Annotated in this window: 19 protein-coding genes; 11 read left to right on the top strand and 8 right to left on the bottom strand. The window is 46.0% G+C overall.

Going from position 1 to position 15,299, the window contains the following annotated elements:
• Window positions 1–6: 6 nt before the first annotated feature.
• Complete coding sequence (gene purM, locus DXE33_RS06230; protein ID WP_114639125.1) at window positions 7–1,068, top strand: phosphoribosylformylglycinamidine cyclo-ligase; 1,062 nt, start codon at window positions 7–9, stop codon at window positions 1,066–1,068.
• A gap of 28 nt (window positions 1,069–1,096) precedes the next feature.
• Here the strand turns inward: purM and miaA are convergent, their stop codons facing one another.
• A complete protein-coding gene (miaA, locus tag DXE33_RS06225) occupies window positions 1,097–2,095 on the bottom strand; it encodes a tRNA (adenosine(37)-N6)-dimethylallyltransferase MiaA (RefSeq protein ID WP_114639124.1) in 999 nt (332 codons plus the stop codon).
• 56 nt (window positions 2,096–2,151) lie between these two features.
• Here miaA and DXE33_RS06220 point away from each other — a divergent pair, with 56 nt between their 5' ends.
• Complete coding sequence (locus DXE33_RS06220) at window positions 2,152–2,796, top strand: VTT domain-containing protein (protein ID WP_114639123.1); 645 nt, start codon at window positions 2,152–2,154, stop codon at window positions 2,794–2,796.
• Between the two features lie 15 nt (window positions 2,797–2,811).
• Here the strand turns inward: DXE33_RS06220 and DXE33_RS06215 are convergent, their stop codons facing one another.
• Window positions 2,812–3,654 carry a SirB1 family protein gene (locus tag DXE33_RS06215; RefSeq protein ID WP_114639122.1) on the bottom strand — a complete coding sequence of 281 codons (843 nt, stop codon included), beginning with the start codon at window positions 3,652–3,654 and terminating at the stop codon, window positions 2,812–2,814.
• Between the two features lie 5 nt (window positions 3,655–3,659).
• Window positions 3,660–5,213: a murein biosynthesis integral membrane protein MurJ gene (murJ, locus tag DXE33_RS06210; RefSeq protein ID WP_114639121.1), complete on the bottom strand. Its 1,554-nt coding sequence runs from the start codon at window positions 5,211–5,213 to the stop codon at window positions 3,660–3,662.
• Window positions 5,214–5,376: 163 nt separating this feature from the next.
• Here murJ and rpsT point away from each other — a divergent pair, with 163 nt between their 5' ends.
• On the top strand, window positions 5,377–5,643 hold the full coding sequence (gene rpsT, locus DXE33_RS06205; RefSeq protein WP_114639120.1) for a 30S ribosomal protein S20: 267 nt from the start codon (window positions 5,377–5,379) through the stop codon (window positions 5,641–5,643).
• 80 nt (window positions 5,644–5,723) lie between these two features.
• On the opposite strand, the gene DXE33_RS06200 is transcribed toward rpsT, so the two are convergent.
• Window positions 5,724–6,038 carry a DUF3579 domain-containing protein gene (locus DXE33_RS06200; RefSeq protein WP_114639746.1) on the bottom strand — a complete coding sequence of 105 codons (315 nt, stop codon included), beginning with the start codon at window positions 6,036–6,038 and terminating at the stop codon, window positions 5,724–5,726.
• Window positions 6,039–6,188: 150 nt separating this feature from the next.
• On the opposite strand from DXE33_RS06200, the gene argF reads away from it, so the two are divergent.
• From argF to DXE33_RS06180, 5 genes are all read left to right on the top strand, one after another.
• The gene (gene argF, locus DXE33_RS06195; RefSeq protein WP_174222295.1) at window positions 6,189–7,136 is read left to right on the top strand and encodes an ornithine carbamoyltransferase; all 948 of its coding nucleotides are present in this window, start codon (window positions 6,189–6,191) and stop codon (window positions 7,134–7,136) included.
• Window positions 7,137–7,203: 67 nt separating this feature from the next.
• On the top strand, window positions 7,204–8,436 hold the full coding sequence (locus tag DXE33_RS06190; RefSeq protein WP_114639118.1) for an argininosuccinate synthase: 1,233 nt from the start codon (window positions 7,204–7,206) through the stop codon (window positions 8,434–8,436).
• 34 nt (window positions 8,437–8,470) lie between these two features.
• A complete protein-coding gene (locus tag DXE33_RS10475; protein ID WP_269460029.1) occupies window positions 8,471–8,656 on the top strand; it encodes a pyrimidine/purine nucleoside phosphorylase in 186 nt (61 codons plus the stop codon).
• On the top strand, window positions 8,637–8,774 hold the full coding sequence (locus DXE33_RS10470; protein WP_269460028.1) for a cupin domain-containing protein: 138 nt from the start codon (window positions 8,637–8,639) through the stop codon (window positions 8,772–8,774). The genes DXE33_RS10475 and DXE33_RS10470 overlap by 20 nt, the downstream gene beginning before the upstream one ends.
• A gap of 75 nt (window positions 8,775–8,849) precedes the next feature.
• On the top strand, window positions 8,850–9,581 hold the full coding sequence (locus DXE33_RS06180; protein ID WP_114639117.1) for a hypothetical protein: 732 nt from the start codon (window positions 8,850–8,852) through the stop codon (window positions 9,579–9,581).
• 6 nt (window positions 9,582–9,587) lie between these two features.
• On the opposite strand, the gene DXE33_RS06175 is transcribed toward DXE33_RS06180, so the two are convergent.
• The gene (locus DXE33_RS06175; RefSeq protein WP_114639116.1) at window positions 9,588–10,037 is read right to left on the bottom strand and encodes a DUF192 domain-containing protein; all 450 of its coding nucleotides are present in this window, start codon (window positions 10,035–10,037) and stop codon (window positions 9,588–9,590) included.
• Window positions 10,038–10,120: 83 nt separating this feature from the next.
• The gene (locus tag DXE33_RS06170; RefSeq protein WP_011903586.1) at window positions 10,121–10,324 is read right to left on the bottom strand and encodes a cold-shock protein; all 204 of its coding nucleotides are present in this window, start codon (window positions 10,322–10,324) and stop codon (window positions 10,121–10,123) included.
• Between the two features lie 275 nt (window positions 10,325–10,599).
• On the opposite strand from DXE33_RS06170, the gene clpS reads away from it, so the two are divergent.
• The 3 genes from clpS to DXE33_RS06155 are packed head-to-tail and all read left to right on the top strand — an operon-like array spanning window position 10,600 to window position 13,521.
• Window positions 10,600–10,956 (top strand): ATP-dependent Clp protease adapter ClpS, encoded by a 357-nt coding sequence (gene clpS, locus DXE33_RS06165; RefSeq protein WP_114639115.1) that lies wholly within the window; start codon window positions 10,600–10,602, stop codon window positions 10,954–10,956.
• A complete protein-coding gene (clpA, locus tag DXE33_RS06160; protein ID WP_114639114.1) occupies window positions 10,953–13,256 on the top strand; it encodes an ATP-dependent Clp protease ATP-binding subunit ClpA in 2,304 nt (767 codons plus the stop codon). Before clpS ends, clpA begins: the two co-directional genes overlap by 4 nt.
• 31 nt (window positions 13,257–13,287) lie before the next feature.
• The gene (locus DXE33_RS06155; RefSeq protein ID WP_068320954.1) at window positions 13,288–13,521 is read left to right on the top strand and encodes a hypothetical protein; all 234 of its coding nucleotides are present in this window, start codon (window positions 13,288–13,290) and stop codon (window positions 13,519–13,521) included.
• Window positions 13,522–13,587: 66 nt separating this feature from the next.
• On the opposite strand, the gene dut is transcribed toward DXE33_RS06155, so the two are convergent.
• Window positions 13,588–14,037, bottom strand: coding sequence for a dUTP diphosphatase (dut, locus tag DXE33_RS06150; RefSeq protein ID WP_114639113.1), 450 nt, complete (start codon window positions 14,035–14,037; stop codon window positions 13,588–13,590).
• A 42-nt stretch (window positions 14,038–14,079) separates the two neighbouring features.
• Entirely contained in the window at window positions 14,080–15,291 is a 1,212-nt protein-coding gene (coaBC, locus tag DXE33_RS06145; protein ID WP_114639112.1) for a bifunctional phosphopantothenoylcysteine decarboxylase/phosphopantothenate--cysteine ligase CoaBC, read from the bottom strand.
• Window positions 15,292–15,299 lie beyond the last annotated feature (8 nt).

Below are 15,299 nucleotides of genomic sequence, written 5' to 3'. Positions count from 1 at the left end.
CTAGACATGACTTCATCTACTTCATCTACTAATTCTTCCTCAAAAGGCCTTTCCTATCGTGACGCTGGTGTCGATATTGATGCGGGAGATGATTTGGTTGACCGCATTAAGCCCTTGGCCAAAAAAACCATGCGGGAAGGTGTTTTGGCTGGAATTGGTGGTTTTGGGGCTCTATTCGAGGTACCTAAGCGCTACAAGGAGCCCGTATTGGTGTCGGGCACCGATGGTGTAGGCACCAAGTTGAGATTGGCTTTTGAGTGGAACCGTCATGACACCATCGGCCAGGACTTGGTTGCAATGAGCGTGAACGATATTCTCGTTCAGGGTGCTGAGCCTCTCTTTTTCTTGGATTATTTTGCATGCGGTAAGTTGACTGTTGATACAGCGGCTACGGTTGTTGGTGGAATTGCTAAAGGTTGCGAGTTGTCTGGTTGCGCATTAATTGGGGGTGAAACAGCAGAAATGCCTGGCATGTATCCTCCGGGTGAATATGATTTAGCTGGCTTTGCAGTTGGCGCTGTTGAAAAATCTAAAATTATTACTGGTAACACTATTGTTCCAGGTGATGTGGTGCTGGCTATTGGCTCAAGCGGGGCTCACTCAAATGGTTATTCTTTGGTACGCAAAATTATTGAGCGTGCTGGCGCAAAACCAAGCGATGATTTAGGTGGACGTCCGCTCGGCGACGTCGTGATGGCGCCAACAGAAATTTATGTCAAGCCACTCTTGAAGTTGATCTCTGAAGTGGATGTCAAAGGCATGGCACACATTACTGGCGGTGGCTTAGTTGATAACGTGCCACGCGTGTTACCTGAAAATACTCAAGCAGTATTGCATCGTGACAGCTGGGAAATGCCAGCGCTCTTCCGTTGGTTGCAAATGAAGGGTGGCGTTGCCGATGCCGAGATGGTGCGTGTATTTAACTGCGGCATTGGCATGGTAGTGATTGTGTCTCCTGCTCAGGCTGATACAGCGATTAAGTCATTAACTGCCCAAGGCTTAAAAGCTTGGACGGTTGGTGAGGTAGTAGAGCGTCCTAAAGACGCACCCCAGACTATTGTTATTTAATCTGCATTCATCGGCGCTCAACAAAGTACTACAAACTATTTTTGCAGTACTCAATGGCCGCCTTCATCTCATGAGGGTTGAAGGGGTCAAAAGTTTTTCTGCCAGTAATCGCTCTGAGCCAAGTTAACTGACGTTTTCCTAATTGGCGAGTTGCCGCTAGTGCTTTGTAGCGCATTTGCTCTAAATCAATTTCTTCATTGAGATGTTCCCAAGCTTGGCGATAGCCTACTGAGCGAATCGCAGGCAGGTCGGCATGAAGTTCTGGATTGGTACGCAAGACCCTCACCTCATCTAGAAATCCTGCGGCCAACATTTCATCAAAGCGTTTTTCTAAATTTTGATGCAATTGTTTGCGATCCGCAGGTTCTAGTGAAATCAAATTGATCCAATCAGGAATAGTAGAACTCTCTCTGCCATCCTCGCTGGGGGATTGCGCAAGCAAATCTGACATTGGTTTGCCAGTAACTTCAAATACCTCGAGCGCTCGCTGCACTCGCTGTGAATCATTGGACTCAAGACGCTGGGCAGTTTTGGGATCGATGCGAGCAAGTCTCTGATGCATAGCTGGCCAGCCTATTGTTTTTCCTTCCTCATCTAGGCGCGCTCGAATTTTGGGATTCGCTGGTGGTAGAGGGGAGAGTCCATAAACCCAAGCTCTCCAGTAGAGCATGGTGCCCCCAACTACAACAGGGATATTTCCTCTTTCACGAATTTCTTTGCAAAGTCTTTTTGCATCATTGGCGAAGCGCGCTGCTGAATAAACTTCAGTGGGCTCAAGAATATCGATGAGATGGTGAATCACCGCAGCTTGCTCGACTTTACTGGGTTTCGCACTACCAATATCAAGTCCGCGATACACCAAAGCAGAATCCATGCTGATGAGCTCAATGGTTTGGCCAATAGATTGAGCATGTTCAGCTAAGGACATGGCGAGACGGGTTTTGCCAGCACCAGTAGGCCCCACAATGCACAATACGGGATCCTGTTTTGATGGCTGCATAGGCTGAATGTGAGGTTCAGTTTGCATGCCTCATTATACGAGCCTGTTAATATCCGCATCAAACCTTAGCAGAGAGCGATTAGATGGATACCCTTTTACAAATTAGTGACTTATTGCTTCACATTGATAAACATCTCGATATAGTGATTTCGCAATATGGTCCTTGGGCATATGGCTTGCTATTTGCAATTGTGTTTGCAGAAACGGGTTTAGTGATTGCACCATTTTTGCCGGGCGATTCACTACTTTTTATTGCAGGAGCTTACTGCGCTACTGAACATTTCAATATCCTTAGTCTATCTTTGGGCTTATTGTTTGCAGCAGTTGCGGGTAATACAGTGAACTATTTCATCGGTCGCTGGATTGGCAAGAAAGTGTTTAGCAGTCAATCGCGCTGGATTGATCAAGGGGCTCTGCTAAAAACACATGCCTTTTATGAAAAGCATGGTGGTAAAACCATTATCTTGGCGCGCTTCTTGCCCATTATCAGAACATTCGCGCCATTTATCGCCGGCGTCTCCGAGATGAAATTCTCGCGCTTTCAGTTTTTTAATATTACGGGGGCAGCACTTTGGGTGTTTGGTTTGGTGATTGCTGGATATTTCTTTGGCAATATCCCGATTATTCGCCAAAACCTGAATGTGATTGTTTTAATTGGTATAGGTGCTGCTGCAGTGCCTGTGGTCTTTGCTGCAATCTATAAGGTTTTTCAGCGCAAGAAAAAATAAGCAGCGTGAGATTTCTTAGTGCAGTTTGGTTTGGCCTTCTAGAGTAGCAATATGCTCGCGAATATCGCTTGCATCTTCAGCTTCAGGTGCTTCGCTGAGATAGCGATGCATATCCTCTAGAGCCGGACGCAGATACTCTAGTTGCGCAAAGATCAGACCGCGATCACGAACTTCCTCGATAGAGTCTGGCAACAGGATAACCAAACGCTCTTGGATGCCAAGTAAACGTTCCCAGCGTTCGTGCTCTGAATAGATCATTTTGAGATTTCTTAAGAAGCGCGACAGAATTTCTCTTGAACTTGACGCTCGCAAAAAGAGGTTGAGCGGTAGGCTGAGCTCTCCGCGATATCCTTTGGCATCGAGGTAGGGGTCGAGCATTTCTTGTAATTGATTTTTAGACAGGGATTCGCCGGTCAATGGGTCCATGATCACTTCGCCTTGTTGCAGGGAGATGCGCATCATGAAGTGATTAGGAAATGACACGCCGCGAATCTTCAAACCAATTTGTTGCCCTAGCTCCATCATCAGAATGGCTAGCGAAATAGGAATACCCCGGCGATTCTCTAGCACATAATGCAAATACGAATTTTCTGGCGCATAAAAATCATTCGGATTGGGGCCAAAACCCAATTCGTTATAAAAAAAGTGCTTCAGAATCTGCAAACGTTGAACAGGTGATGTATCTGGGGTGACGCGCTTTTTTAATTGATTACCAAGTTCATCAAGCTTGTCTTGCACGCCTTGAACATCTAGATCGGGATACGCATGCTGTGCGACAGCGATCGCAGATTCCGTTAAAGGAAAATGCTCATCTTCGGTAACTAAAGAAGTGAAGTAGTCGAGTTGTTGTGTTGGCATAGATCCTATTTTGCATGACGTAAGAATTTTTGCCAGCGAATTCCAACTAAGGCTAACGCGCCAAAGTAAACCAAGGCCGCTATACCCAGCCATAAGGCTAGTAAGCCAATGCGCGTCCAAGGGTCGGCTTGCAGTGCAATCCAATTATGGGCATTGGCGGCATATAGAAGAACCCCAGAGAAAGGAGTCAGAGCTAAAAATAGCTGGCCCAAGTACTTAGCCCAGGCTGCATTAGGTAAGGCGCCTCTACGATGAAGTCCAGCCCATAATAGGGCGGCATTAAGGCAGGCCCCTGTTCCAACAGATAAAGCCAGGCCAGCATGCCCAAGCCATGGTACAAAAACAAGGTTGGCTAATTGAGTGGCCACTAACACGAGCAAGCCAATTTTGACTGGAGTACGAATATCTTGTCGTGAATAAAAGCCTGGCGCCAAAATTTTCACCAAGATTAAGCCAATTAATCCAACGCCATATGCCGCCAGTGCACGTTGTGTCATGAGTACATCTAGCGCATTAAATTTGCCGTAGTGATACAGCACAGCGGCTAATGGCTCTCCGAAAATAAATAAGGCTACAGCTGATGGTGCAGCAAGCAAGAAGGTTAGCTGCAAACCCCAAATTAATAATTCGCCTGCATGGGCCAAATCATTTTTGGCGTTTGCTTTGCTCAGGCTTGGTAAAAGAACAGTGCCCAAGGCAACGCCGAGTAAAGCGGTAGGAAATTCCATCAATCGATCGGCATAAGAGAGCCAAGAAACGCTCCCTGCTTGTAAGCGCGATGCAATATTGGTATTGATAATTAAGGAAATTTGCGCAACGGATACTGCGAACACAGCGGGCCCCATTAATTTCATTACTCGCCTAGCATCAGGGTTTGTAATGGCGGACCGAATAGCTCCCGGCAGTAATCCAATGCGCGGCAACAATCCAAGGCGGGAGAGTGCTGGAACTTGAATGGCTAGCTGCAAAATTCCACCCAGCAGTACGCCAATACTTAATGCGTAAATGGGTTGGGCTAGGTGGGGCGCTAAAAAGATGGCGCTGCCAATCAAGGCGAGATTTAGCAAAACAGGTGTAAAGGCTGGAATTGCAAAGCGATGATAAGTGTTCAAAATGCCTGCGGATAATGAAACCATCGAAATGAGGCCGATATACGGAAACATCATCCGCGTCATTACCACGCTTGCTTCATAAGCGGTTCCACCGCTAAAGCCTGTAGCAATGACCAAAATAAGCACTGGGGCGCCAATTACGCCAATTAATACCGTGAGCAGCAAAGCCCAAAATAAGAGCGTAGCAACCGCATTGATGAGGGTTTTGGCCTTAGTTTGGTCCTCATCTGTGGCAATTTCGCCCAAAATCGGTACAAAAGCCTGGGAAAAGGCCCCTTCGGCAAACAGACGTCGGAGCAAATTCGGTAGCCTAAAAGCTACATTAAAGGCGTCTGTCCACTCGGATGCCCCAAAGCTACGGGCTATCAAAGTCTCCCTCAGGAGGCCTGTAATGCGGGACAGCATGGTCAGGGAGCTGACCTTGGCGGCGGCGGAAAGCAGGTTCATGAGCCGATTTTCACCTATTTATGGTCGGACTGGGCTTTTTTGCCCCTTTAAGGTAAAATCTTGGGTTTTGGCGAGCTTGCTTAGGAATAATGTAGGAATAATGCAAGTCCGCGAGATTTTTAACTAATCGCATTTTGCAATTTATAGAGGCAAGGTTTAAAGGATGGCCAATACCGCACAAGCGCGTAAGCGCGCACGCCAGGCAGTAAAACAGAACGAGCACAATTCTAGTTTGCGTTCTAAGCTCCGCACTTCCATTAAGGCAGTTCGTAAAGCAATCGAAGCTGGCGATAAAGTAGCTGCAGCGAAAGTATTCGTAGCGGCTCAAGCAACAATCGATAAGATTGCTGACAAAAAGATCGCCCATAAAAATACTGCAGCACGTCAAAAGTCACGTTTGTCTGCGGCTATCAAGGCGATGGCAGCGTAATTTAGTTTAGTAAAAGTTTTAGGCTGGTCGAATCGTCATTTCGACCTAAGCCCGCTCCTCAACAGAGCGGGTTTTTGTTTTTAGGGCTGGGGTGGGGAAGCAGGGTTGAACTCACAGGCCTCTTCGATTGGTAAGCAGTTGTCTTTGGCAAAGTTCATGACAAAGTCGAGAGCTCTTGGATCGAGGTCGCCTAGTCTGGTATCAATAACAACGCATTTCACTTTTGCAATTAGCACTGGTCTGACATAGGGCGAATAAGTGAAGCGAGGGTCTCCAGAATCTCCTGGAGGGCGAAAGGTAGCCATCACCCCGCAAAGACGCTCCGCCCAATCGCTGGGCCGAAATGGTTTGCCAGAAGTGGTAATGCCTTGAATGAAAAGCTTTTTGTGGTTCAAGTTGGCGTAAGAAGTTTGTAAGATCAGTATTGCTAAGCCCTCTAGCTTAACAGCCTGAGGTGACCGTAATATGGCTTTGTGTTCTATTTGCGTGCAGTTGAATGTTTTAAGAAAAAAATGCAAGCCAAAACTTTAGTAGAAAGCTCAGCTATGACATCCTTGGCAAAGCCGCAAGTGCCTGGTCAGGTAAAGCACTACCTGCAGTTTTCCGACCTCACTCGTGAGGAGTATGATTACTTGCTGAAAAGATCGGCATGGCTCAAAGCCAAATTTAAGAGTTATGAGACATGGCATCCTTTGCATGATCGGACGCTGGCGATGATTTTCGAAAAGCACTCCACCCGGACACGTCTCTCATTCGAGGCGGGCATCCACCAGCTTGGCGGCCACGCCGTCTATCTCAATACTCGTGATACTCAGTTGGGCCGTGGTGAGCCGGTAGAGGATGCTGCGCAGGTCATTTCGCGGATGACTGACATCATCATGATTCGTACTTTTGGTCAGGAGATCATTGAGCGCTTTGCTGCCAATTCTCGCGTGCCAGTTATTAATGGCTTGACGAACGAATACCATCCTTGTCAGGTCTTGGCAGACATCTTTACATTTGTTGAGGCGCGTGGACCCATTCAAGGGAAAACCGTAGCCTGGGTCGGCGATGCCAATAATATGGCGTATACCTGGATACAGGCTGCCGAATCTTTGGATTTTCAGTTGCGCTTCTCGGCGCCCGAAGGTTATCAATTAGATCCGGCGCGCTTAACCAACAATACGGCAAGATATTTAACTGTTTGTGCTGATCCAAAAGAGGCATGTCAAGATGCTGATCTGGTGACTACCGATGTTTGGACCAGTATGGGCTATGAAGCGGAAAATAATTCCCGGATGAACGCCTTCAAAGATTGGATGGTTGATGAGGAGTTGATGGCTGTAGCTAAACCAAATGCTTTATTTATGCATTGCTTACCGGCACACCGTGGTGAAGAAGTTTCAGCCGGAGTGATCGATGGTCCTCAAAGCATTGTTTGGGAGGAAGCTGAGAATCGCCTTCATGTTCAAAAAGCCCTTATGGAGTATTTACTCTGTGGTCGATTGGACTAACCGATAAATATTAGTAAAGCAGTATTGAGTAATTTTTAATTAAATTTTTTTGATCGAATAAGAAAATATGTCTGACATTAAAAAAGCCGTGCTAGCCTATTCAGGTGGACTTGACACTAGCGTGATCTTGAAGTGGCTTCAAGATACTTATGGTTGTGAAATCGTGACCTTCACTGCTGACCTTGGCCAAGGTGAAGAGCTTGAGCCAGCGCGTGCTAAGGCCCTGCAGTTCGGTATCAAACCAGAGAATATTTTTATTGATGACTTGCGTGAAGAGTTTGTGCGTGATTTTGTATTCCCAATGTTCCGTGCCAACACTATCTATGAGGGCGAGTATTTATTGGGAACCTCTATTGCACGTCCATTGATCGCAAAACGCCAAATTGAGATTGCTCGTTTGACTGGTGCAGATGCTGTATCTCATGGAGCTACTGGTAAAGGTAATGATCAGGTTCGTTTTGAGTTGGGATATTACGCTCTGGAGCCTGGTATTAAGGTGATTGCCCCATGGCGTGAGTGGGACTTGCTCTCTCGTGAGAAATTGATGGCCTACGCTGAGAAGCATGGCATACCTGTTGAGATGAAACATAAGCAGGGTGGCTCGCCTTACTCTATGGACGCCAACTTGTTACACATCAGCTACGAAGGTCGTCACCTTGAGAATCCAAACGCAGAGGCCGAGGAGTCAATGTGGCGCTGGACAGTTTCTCCTGAAAAGGCTCCAGATGCTCCCGAAGTCATTGAAATTGAATTTAAAGCGGGTGATCCAGTGGCAATTAATGGCAAGGCTTATAAGCCACATGAGTTGTTAGCTGAACTCAATCGCATTGGTGGCATGCATGGTATTGGCCGTCTCGACCTAGTAGAAAACCGCTTCGTTGGCATGAAGAGTCGTGGTTGCTATGAAACGCCTGGTGGCACTATTTTGCTCAAAGCGCATCGCGGTATTGAGAGCATTACGCTTGATCGGGAGGTAGCGCATTTAAAAGACGATTTAATGCCGCGCTATGCTAGTTTGATCTATAACGGTCTATGGTGGGCACCAGAGCGTATCGCTCTGCAAACTCTTATTGATCACACGCAGCAGATGGTCAATGGCATAGTTCGCCTCAAGCTCTACAAGGGTTCTGTATCTGTAATCTCTCGCGATTCAGCTAACACTTTGTTTGATCAAAATATTGCAACCTTTGATGATGATGGTGGCGCATACAATCAAGCGGACGCAGGCGGCTTTATTAAGCTCAATGCATTGCGTATGCGGATTGCTGAAACCGCTAAGCGCAAGCGCGCAAATAAGTAATTGACGTAAGAACCAAAGAATAGGAAAAGACCAGATGCAATTTGATCAAGTTTCAGTCGGTAAAAAAGCCAATGTATTTTTTGATGGCAAATTTGTGTCACACACTGTGACTTTACCTAATGGCGTGCGTAAGTCTGTCGGCGTTGTATTGCCAAGCACTTTGCGTTTTGACCTAAGTACCAAAGAAGTCATGGAAGTGGTTGAGCACTGCGTTTGTTAGCATCAATGGCGCTCCTGAGCAAGAATTTAAAGCAGGTCAAAGCTGGGAGGTTGAAAAGGGTGGTTATTTCATAATTCGTGCTGAGCAACCAGTGCACTATGTTTGTCATTTCGAATAAAAATTTCTGCAGCATATTTATAAAGCCACCTTCGGGTGGCTTTATTTTGCTTATAAATTAGACTAACCTAAGGCCATGAATATCGACAAAATAATTGTGTTAGTGATTGCATTTGGTGTAAATACTTGCTCTATTGCGCAGTCAGATAAGGTCGACCTATATGTAGACAGCGCTCGATATCCTGATGGCGATGAAATTCCATATGTTTTTGTGCCTTCTAATAAATTACCGCCGAAATATGTGTTAATCGTGATGCCTGGTGGACATGGCACCATAGGACTTAAGAAAAATGAGGATGGCTCACCCTTCTATGGTGGCAAGGGCAATTTTTTAATTAGAAGTCGTAAATTATTCGCTGATGATGATTTAGCAGTAATCGTGATTGATCGGGGCAGAAGTCTGGATCGAATGCGTGGAGTGGTGGCGGATATTAGGGCTAAATTTCCGGCGGCGAAAATATTTATAGCGGGAACAAGTTTAAGCACAACCGAAACCATTTACATGGCAGAAAATATGGATGGCGAGGCGGATGGATTCATTCATACCTCTTCAGTTAGTGCAATTGGGGGGCTTGATACCAGAAATAGAAAAAGTCGCAATCTGATTGTGTCCCATAAAAATGATGGTTGTCACGTAACAAGACCCTCATCAGCCATTGAAAATAGCGAGCGCTACGGAACGCAATTTTTTTTAATGGAGGGCGGTATTGATGAAGGGGATCCTTGCCAAGCCGCAGGTCATCACGGATACCGGGGTATAGAGCAAGAGGTAGTGAATAAAATAAAAAATTGGATCAGAAATAACTAATCCAAGTTATTTGGGTAAACCTTGAATTAAGGCTCCAGGAACTAGCGTTCGATCTGCAAACCAGTTTTTATTCATTTCTAGGGCATAACGTACTGCAGCTCTCGGGCAATGATTGTTAGTAGTTTCAGCCTGCATCTCTTCAATATTCACAATCTTGCCATCATCGGCAATGAATGCAATTGATAAGGGAATTTTGGTATTGTTCATCCAAAAGCAATGACCAGCCTTTTGTTCAAAAACAAATAGCATTCCAGAATTCGTTGGCATGCTGGTGCGATTCATGAGGCCAATTTCTCTGGTCTTCGGTGTATCGGCTAGTTCGGCTCGTATACGATAAATCCCTGCTTTTAGATCAATTGTTGGTAGATCAGTATTGACTTGCGCCCAGGCAAAGCTTGCACAAATGAGGAGCTTGAGAGCAATCAGCTTGCAGATAAGATTAAAAAGGATTTTCATGTAAGGGATTCTAAGTGAATCAATTTCTGGGCGAAAAAAACCCAGGAACAGGTCCTGAGTTTTTCATAATGATCTAAGGACTATTAAGCCGCTTGGATATTGGTAGCCTGTTTGCCTTTAGGACCTTGGGTAATATCAAACGTTACCTTTTGGTTTTCCTTGAGGGTTTTGAACCCAGGCATTGTGATCGCGCTGAAATGCGCGAACAACTCTTCTTCACCATCATCAGGTTTGATAAAGCCAAAACCTTTTGCATCATTGAACCACTTAACAATTCCGGTCGCCATGCGAACTCCATTACATAAACTTAAAACAACCGTGATGAGGGTAAATACTTTTTAATCAGTCTCAATCCACAACACGCCTAAATAGAACCTCTTTTGAGGCCTACCCCCGATTGTTTGCCCTTTTTGTAGGGGTGTCAAGGAGTTATATGCACTAACCCATCACTAATTACCCCTTTTTTTATCGAAAAATGCCCTAATATGAGTTAAACGGGGGTTTTTTAGGGTTTTTGATAACCTGGCCCTCGTTAAATCAAGTTTAGATATCTGTGTTTAGAATGTTTCTCATGAGTCGCACACCTAAAAACCCTACAGCTGGTAATCCTGCAAATCCCTATGCTGAGGACACCCTTTTGCTTGAAAAACAAGTAGAGCAAGTTAAGGCGCCCTCGATGTATAAAGTTTTGCTATTAAATGATGACTACACCCCAATGGAATTTGTGGTGATGGTTATTCAGGAGTATTTTAATAAGGACCACGAAACTGCAACACGCATCATGTTGCAAGTGCATTTGGTTGGTAAAGGCGTTTGCGGAATATTTACCCGAGATGTTGCTGCTACTAAAGTGCATCAAGTTATTGAATTATCCCGTGAAGCGGGCCACCCACTACAGTGCACTATGGAGGAAGCATGATTGCCCAAGAACTAGAAGTAAGTTTGCACATGGCGTTTGTTGACGCTCGGGCATCACGACACGAGTTCATCACGGTTGAGCATTTGCTTGCAGCTTTGTTGGATAACGCTACTGCGGTTGAGGTGTTAAAAGCTTGCGCAGTCAATATTGCCGAGCTTCGCGCGCAATTAAAAAACTTCATCAACGACAATACCCCCGTTGTGCCGGGTAATGATGAGGTGGATACTCAGCCAACATTGGGATTTCAGCGTGTTATTCAGCGTGCCATCATGCATGTGCAGTCGACCTCCAACGGTAAAAAAGAAGTTACTGGGGCCAATGTATTGGTTGCGATTTTTGGCGAAAAAGACTCGCATGCAGTGTATTTCTTGCAACAGCAGGGAGTTACTCGTTTAGATGTAGTGAATTTCATTAGCCATGGCGTTCGTAAAGATCAAGCTGAACATGTCAAACCAGTTGAATCTACTCAAGAGACTGAAGAGTTTGCTGGCTCAGGCAAGGAAAGCCCTCTTGATCAGTACACTCAGAACCTTAATGCCATGGCGCGCCAGGGCAAGATTGACCCCTTAATTGGTCGTGAGAGCGAAGTAGAGCGCGTGATTCAAGTGCTGTGCCGCCGTCGCAAAAATAATCCATTGCTAGTAGGTGAGGCAGGTGTTGGTAAGACAGCGATAGCTGAAGGCCTTGCCTGGAGAATCGTGAAGGGCGATGTGCCGGATATTTTGGCCAATGCTACCGTTTACTCTTTGGATATGGGGGCATTGTTAGCTGGGACTAAATACCGTGGTGACTTTGAGCAACGTCTCAAGAGTGTTCTCAAGTCATTAAAAGATCATGCGCACGGTATTTTGTTTATTGATGAAATCCACACCTTGATTGGTGCAGGCGCTACCTCTGGAGGTACATTAGATGCTAGCAATCTTTTGAAGCCTGCTTTATCGAATGGTCAGCTAAAGTGCATTGGTGCAACAACTTTTACGGAGTATCGTGGCATTTTTGAAAAGGATGCCGCTCTCTCACGTCGCTTCCAAAAAGTAGATGTAGTTGAGCCAACCGTAGATCAAACAGTGCAAATTCTGCGTGGCCTTAAGTCACGCTTTGAAGAGCACCATAGTGTGAAGTACGCAGCTGGTGCCCTGGTTGCTGCTGCTGAACTCTCTGCGCGCTATATCAATTATCGTCATCTGCCGGATAAGGCAATTGACGTGATTGACGAGGCTGGTGCTGCGCAACGTATCTTGCCAAAGTCCAAGCAGAAGAAGACTATTGGCCGTCCAGAAATTGAAGAAATTGTTGCAAAAATTGCGCGCATACCACCGCAGTCTGTGACGGTGGATGATCGTAGCAAGTTACAAACCCTTGATCGTGATATCAAGAGCGTGGTGTTCGGTCAGGACCCTGCAATTGAAGCTTTGGCTAGCGCCATCAAGATGACGCGTGCTGGGCTTGGAAAAATTGATCGCCCAATAGGTTCTTTTTTGTTCTCTGGCCCAACAGGTGTTGGTAAGACTGAGGTTGCTAAACAACTGGCTTACATTCTGGGGATTGAGCTTTTGCGCTTTGACATGTCAGAGTACATGGAGCGTCATGCGGTCAGTCGCTTGATTGGTGCGCCTCCTGGGTATGTTGGTTTTGATCAGGGTGGTTTACTTACTGAGGCTGTGAACAAAAAACCTCATTGCGTTCTTCTACTCGATGAAATTGAAAAAGCGCATCCTGACATTTTTAACATCCTCTTGCAGGTGATGGATCATGGCACGCTGACGGATAACAACGGTCGCAAGACTGACTTCCGTAATGTGATCATCATCATGACAACCAATGCTGGTGCTGAAGCGATGCAGAAATCTACCATCGGCTTTACCAATGCTCGTGAGTCTGGCGATGAGATAGCGGATATTAAGAAGTTCTTCACGCCTGAGTTCCGTAATCGCTTGGATGCCATCGTCTCCTTCAAGGCGCTTGATGAAACGATCATCATGCGTGTGGTCGATAAATTCTTAATGCAGTTAGAAGAACAATTGCATGAGAAGAAGGTGGATGCCACTTTCAGTCCTGCATTACGTGCGCATCTGGCTAAGCATGGCTTTGATCCGCTCATGGGGGCTCGTCCTATGCAGCGCATCATCCAAGATACAGTCCGTAAAGCTTTGGCCGATGAACTATTATTTGGCAAGCTAGCGCAAGGCGGTCATGTCGATGTGGATATCGATGCTGACGGTACTGTTCAGCTGAGTTTTGATGCTCCAAAGCTACCTGGTAAAGCTAAGGTCGATATAGCCCCTGCTGAAGAAATCTAACGAACCATTATTTTTAAACCCAAAGGAAGATATGTCTCATCACGATAAATTACTAGAAGCTTTTGAAACTTACAAAGCTGAGAATGAAAAGTTTCAAGGCAAAGGTATTAAGGCATCTGCTGCTCGTGCTCGTAAAGCATTGCAAGAGATTGCTGGTTCATGCAAAGAGCGTCGCAAAGAAATTACTGCTGAGAAAGAGTCTCGCGAAGGTGCTGGTGCTGGCATGTCACAAGACGCTGCACGTAAAGCACATATCCGCAAGTGATTAGGTAAGTAGCTTCAGAACAAAAAGCCACCTTTGGGTGGCTTTTTGTTAATCAAATGGAATTGCTTAGCTGCGACCGGTACTACCAAAGCCTCCTGCTCCACGACTGCTCTCACTAAATTCCTCAACCACTTTGAGCTCTACCTGCTGAACAGGCATCACGACCAATTGGGCGAGGCGCTCCATCGGTTCAAGCTTAAAGGGGGTGGAGCCACGATTCCAGGTGCTCACCATCAGTTGACCTTGGTAATCAGAGTCAATGAGGCCCACGAGGTTTCCTAAGACAATGCCATGTTTATGGCCAAGTCCTGAGCGAGGCAAAATAAAGGCAGCATAAGCAGGGTCCTCTACATAGATTGCCAAGCCTGTGGGAATCAGTACAGTTTGGCCGGGTGCGATCTCAATTGATTCATCAATGCAGGCGCGTAAATCAAGTCCTGCACTTCCTGGTGTGCCATAGCTAGGTAATTGATCGCGCATGCGCTCATCGAGAATCTTGACTTGTAAAGCTTGCATGAAATTTCCTAAAACGAGAAATGAAATTGAAAAAAGTCGGTATTAGATTTTTTTGGCAACCAATTGAATCAATTGACGTGCAAGTTGGAGCTTTTCGGCCTTAGCAATTTTTTTACTGCCGATAGAGTCAATCACGAGCAATTGATTGAGGTCGCTTCCAAAGGTATCGGGTCCAATATTGCCCACTATCATTGGAATGCCTTTCCGCTTGCGCTTTTCATCAGCATACTTTTCTAAATCAGTCGATTCAGCCGCGAAGCCCACACAATACGGGTAAGGTTTACCGCCTTTAGTTTTGACTGTCTTTGCTACGTCTAAAAGAATGTCTGGATTCGCGGTAAATTCAATATTAGGAGCTGATATGCCTTGACGCTTCATTTTTTCTTTAGCGGGCTTGGCAATGCCCCAATCTGCTACTGCGGCAACAGCAAAGAATAGGTCGCAATCGATATTGGCTAAGGTCGCCGCATGCATTTCTTTGGCGCTAATGACGTTGGTACGAGCAATCTTGCCAGTTGCCTCTAATGGTGTTGGTAGATCACAAGGCCCAGCGATGAGTTGCACCTGTGCACCAGCTTCAATTGCTGCGTGTGCGATTGCAAAGCCCATCTTCCCAGAGCTTTGGTTAGTGATGCCACGGACAGGGTCGATTGCTTCAAAAGTGGGGCCTGCGGTAATGAGAACTTTCTTGCCTAGCAATGTTTTCTTCTGAAAGAACGCAATCAGTTGTTCGGTAATTTCTGCTGGCTCAAGCATTCTGCCCATACCGACTTCACCACATGCTTGAAAACCGCTAGCGGGCCCTAACAATGTGACACCATCTTCTATTAAACGCTGGGCGCTACGCTGCGTTGCTGGGTGCTGCCACATTTGTTTATTCATGGCAGGCGCAAGAAGCAGCGGGCAATCTCTAGCAAGACATAAGGTACTTAATAAATCATCAGCTAAGCCAAGGGAAAGTTTGGCCATTAGGTCAGCGCTGGTTGGGGCAATCAAAATTGCATCAGCGCTGCGAGATAACTCGATATGAGCCATATTATTTGAGATGCTCTTATCCCATTGACTGGTGTAAACCGGATTACCGGTAAGCGCCTGCATCGTAACGGGAGTCACAAATCGTTGGGCGGCTTCAGTCATGACGACTTGAACGCTTGCGCCTTCTTGCATGAGCAGGCGAGCTAATTCAGGAGTCTTATAAGCAGCTATGCCGCCAGAAACGCCGAGTACGATTTTCTTGTTCAGGAGTGATTGCATGGCGCCAG

Source organism: Polynucleobacter necessarius (assembly GCF_900096765.1).
Lineage (GTDB): Bacteria > Pseudomonadota > Gammaproteobacteria > Burkholderiales > Burkholderiaceae > Polynucleobacter > Polynucleobacter necessarius_F.
This window is presented reverse-complemented; position numbering and strand designations above follow the sequence as displayed.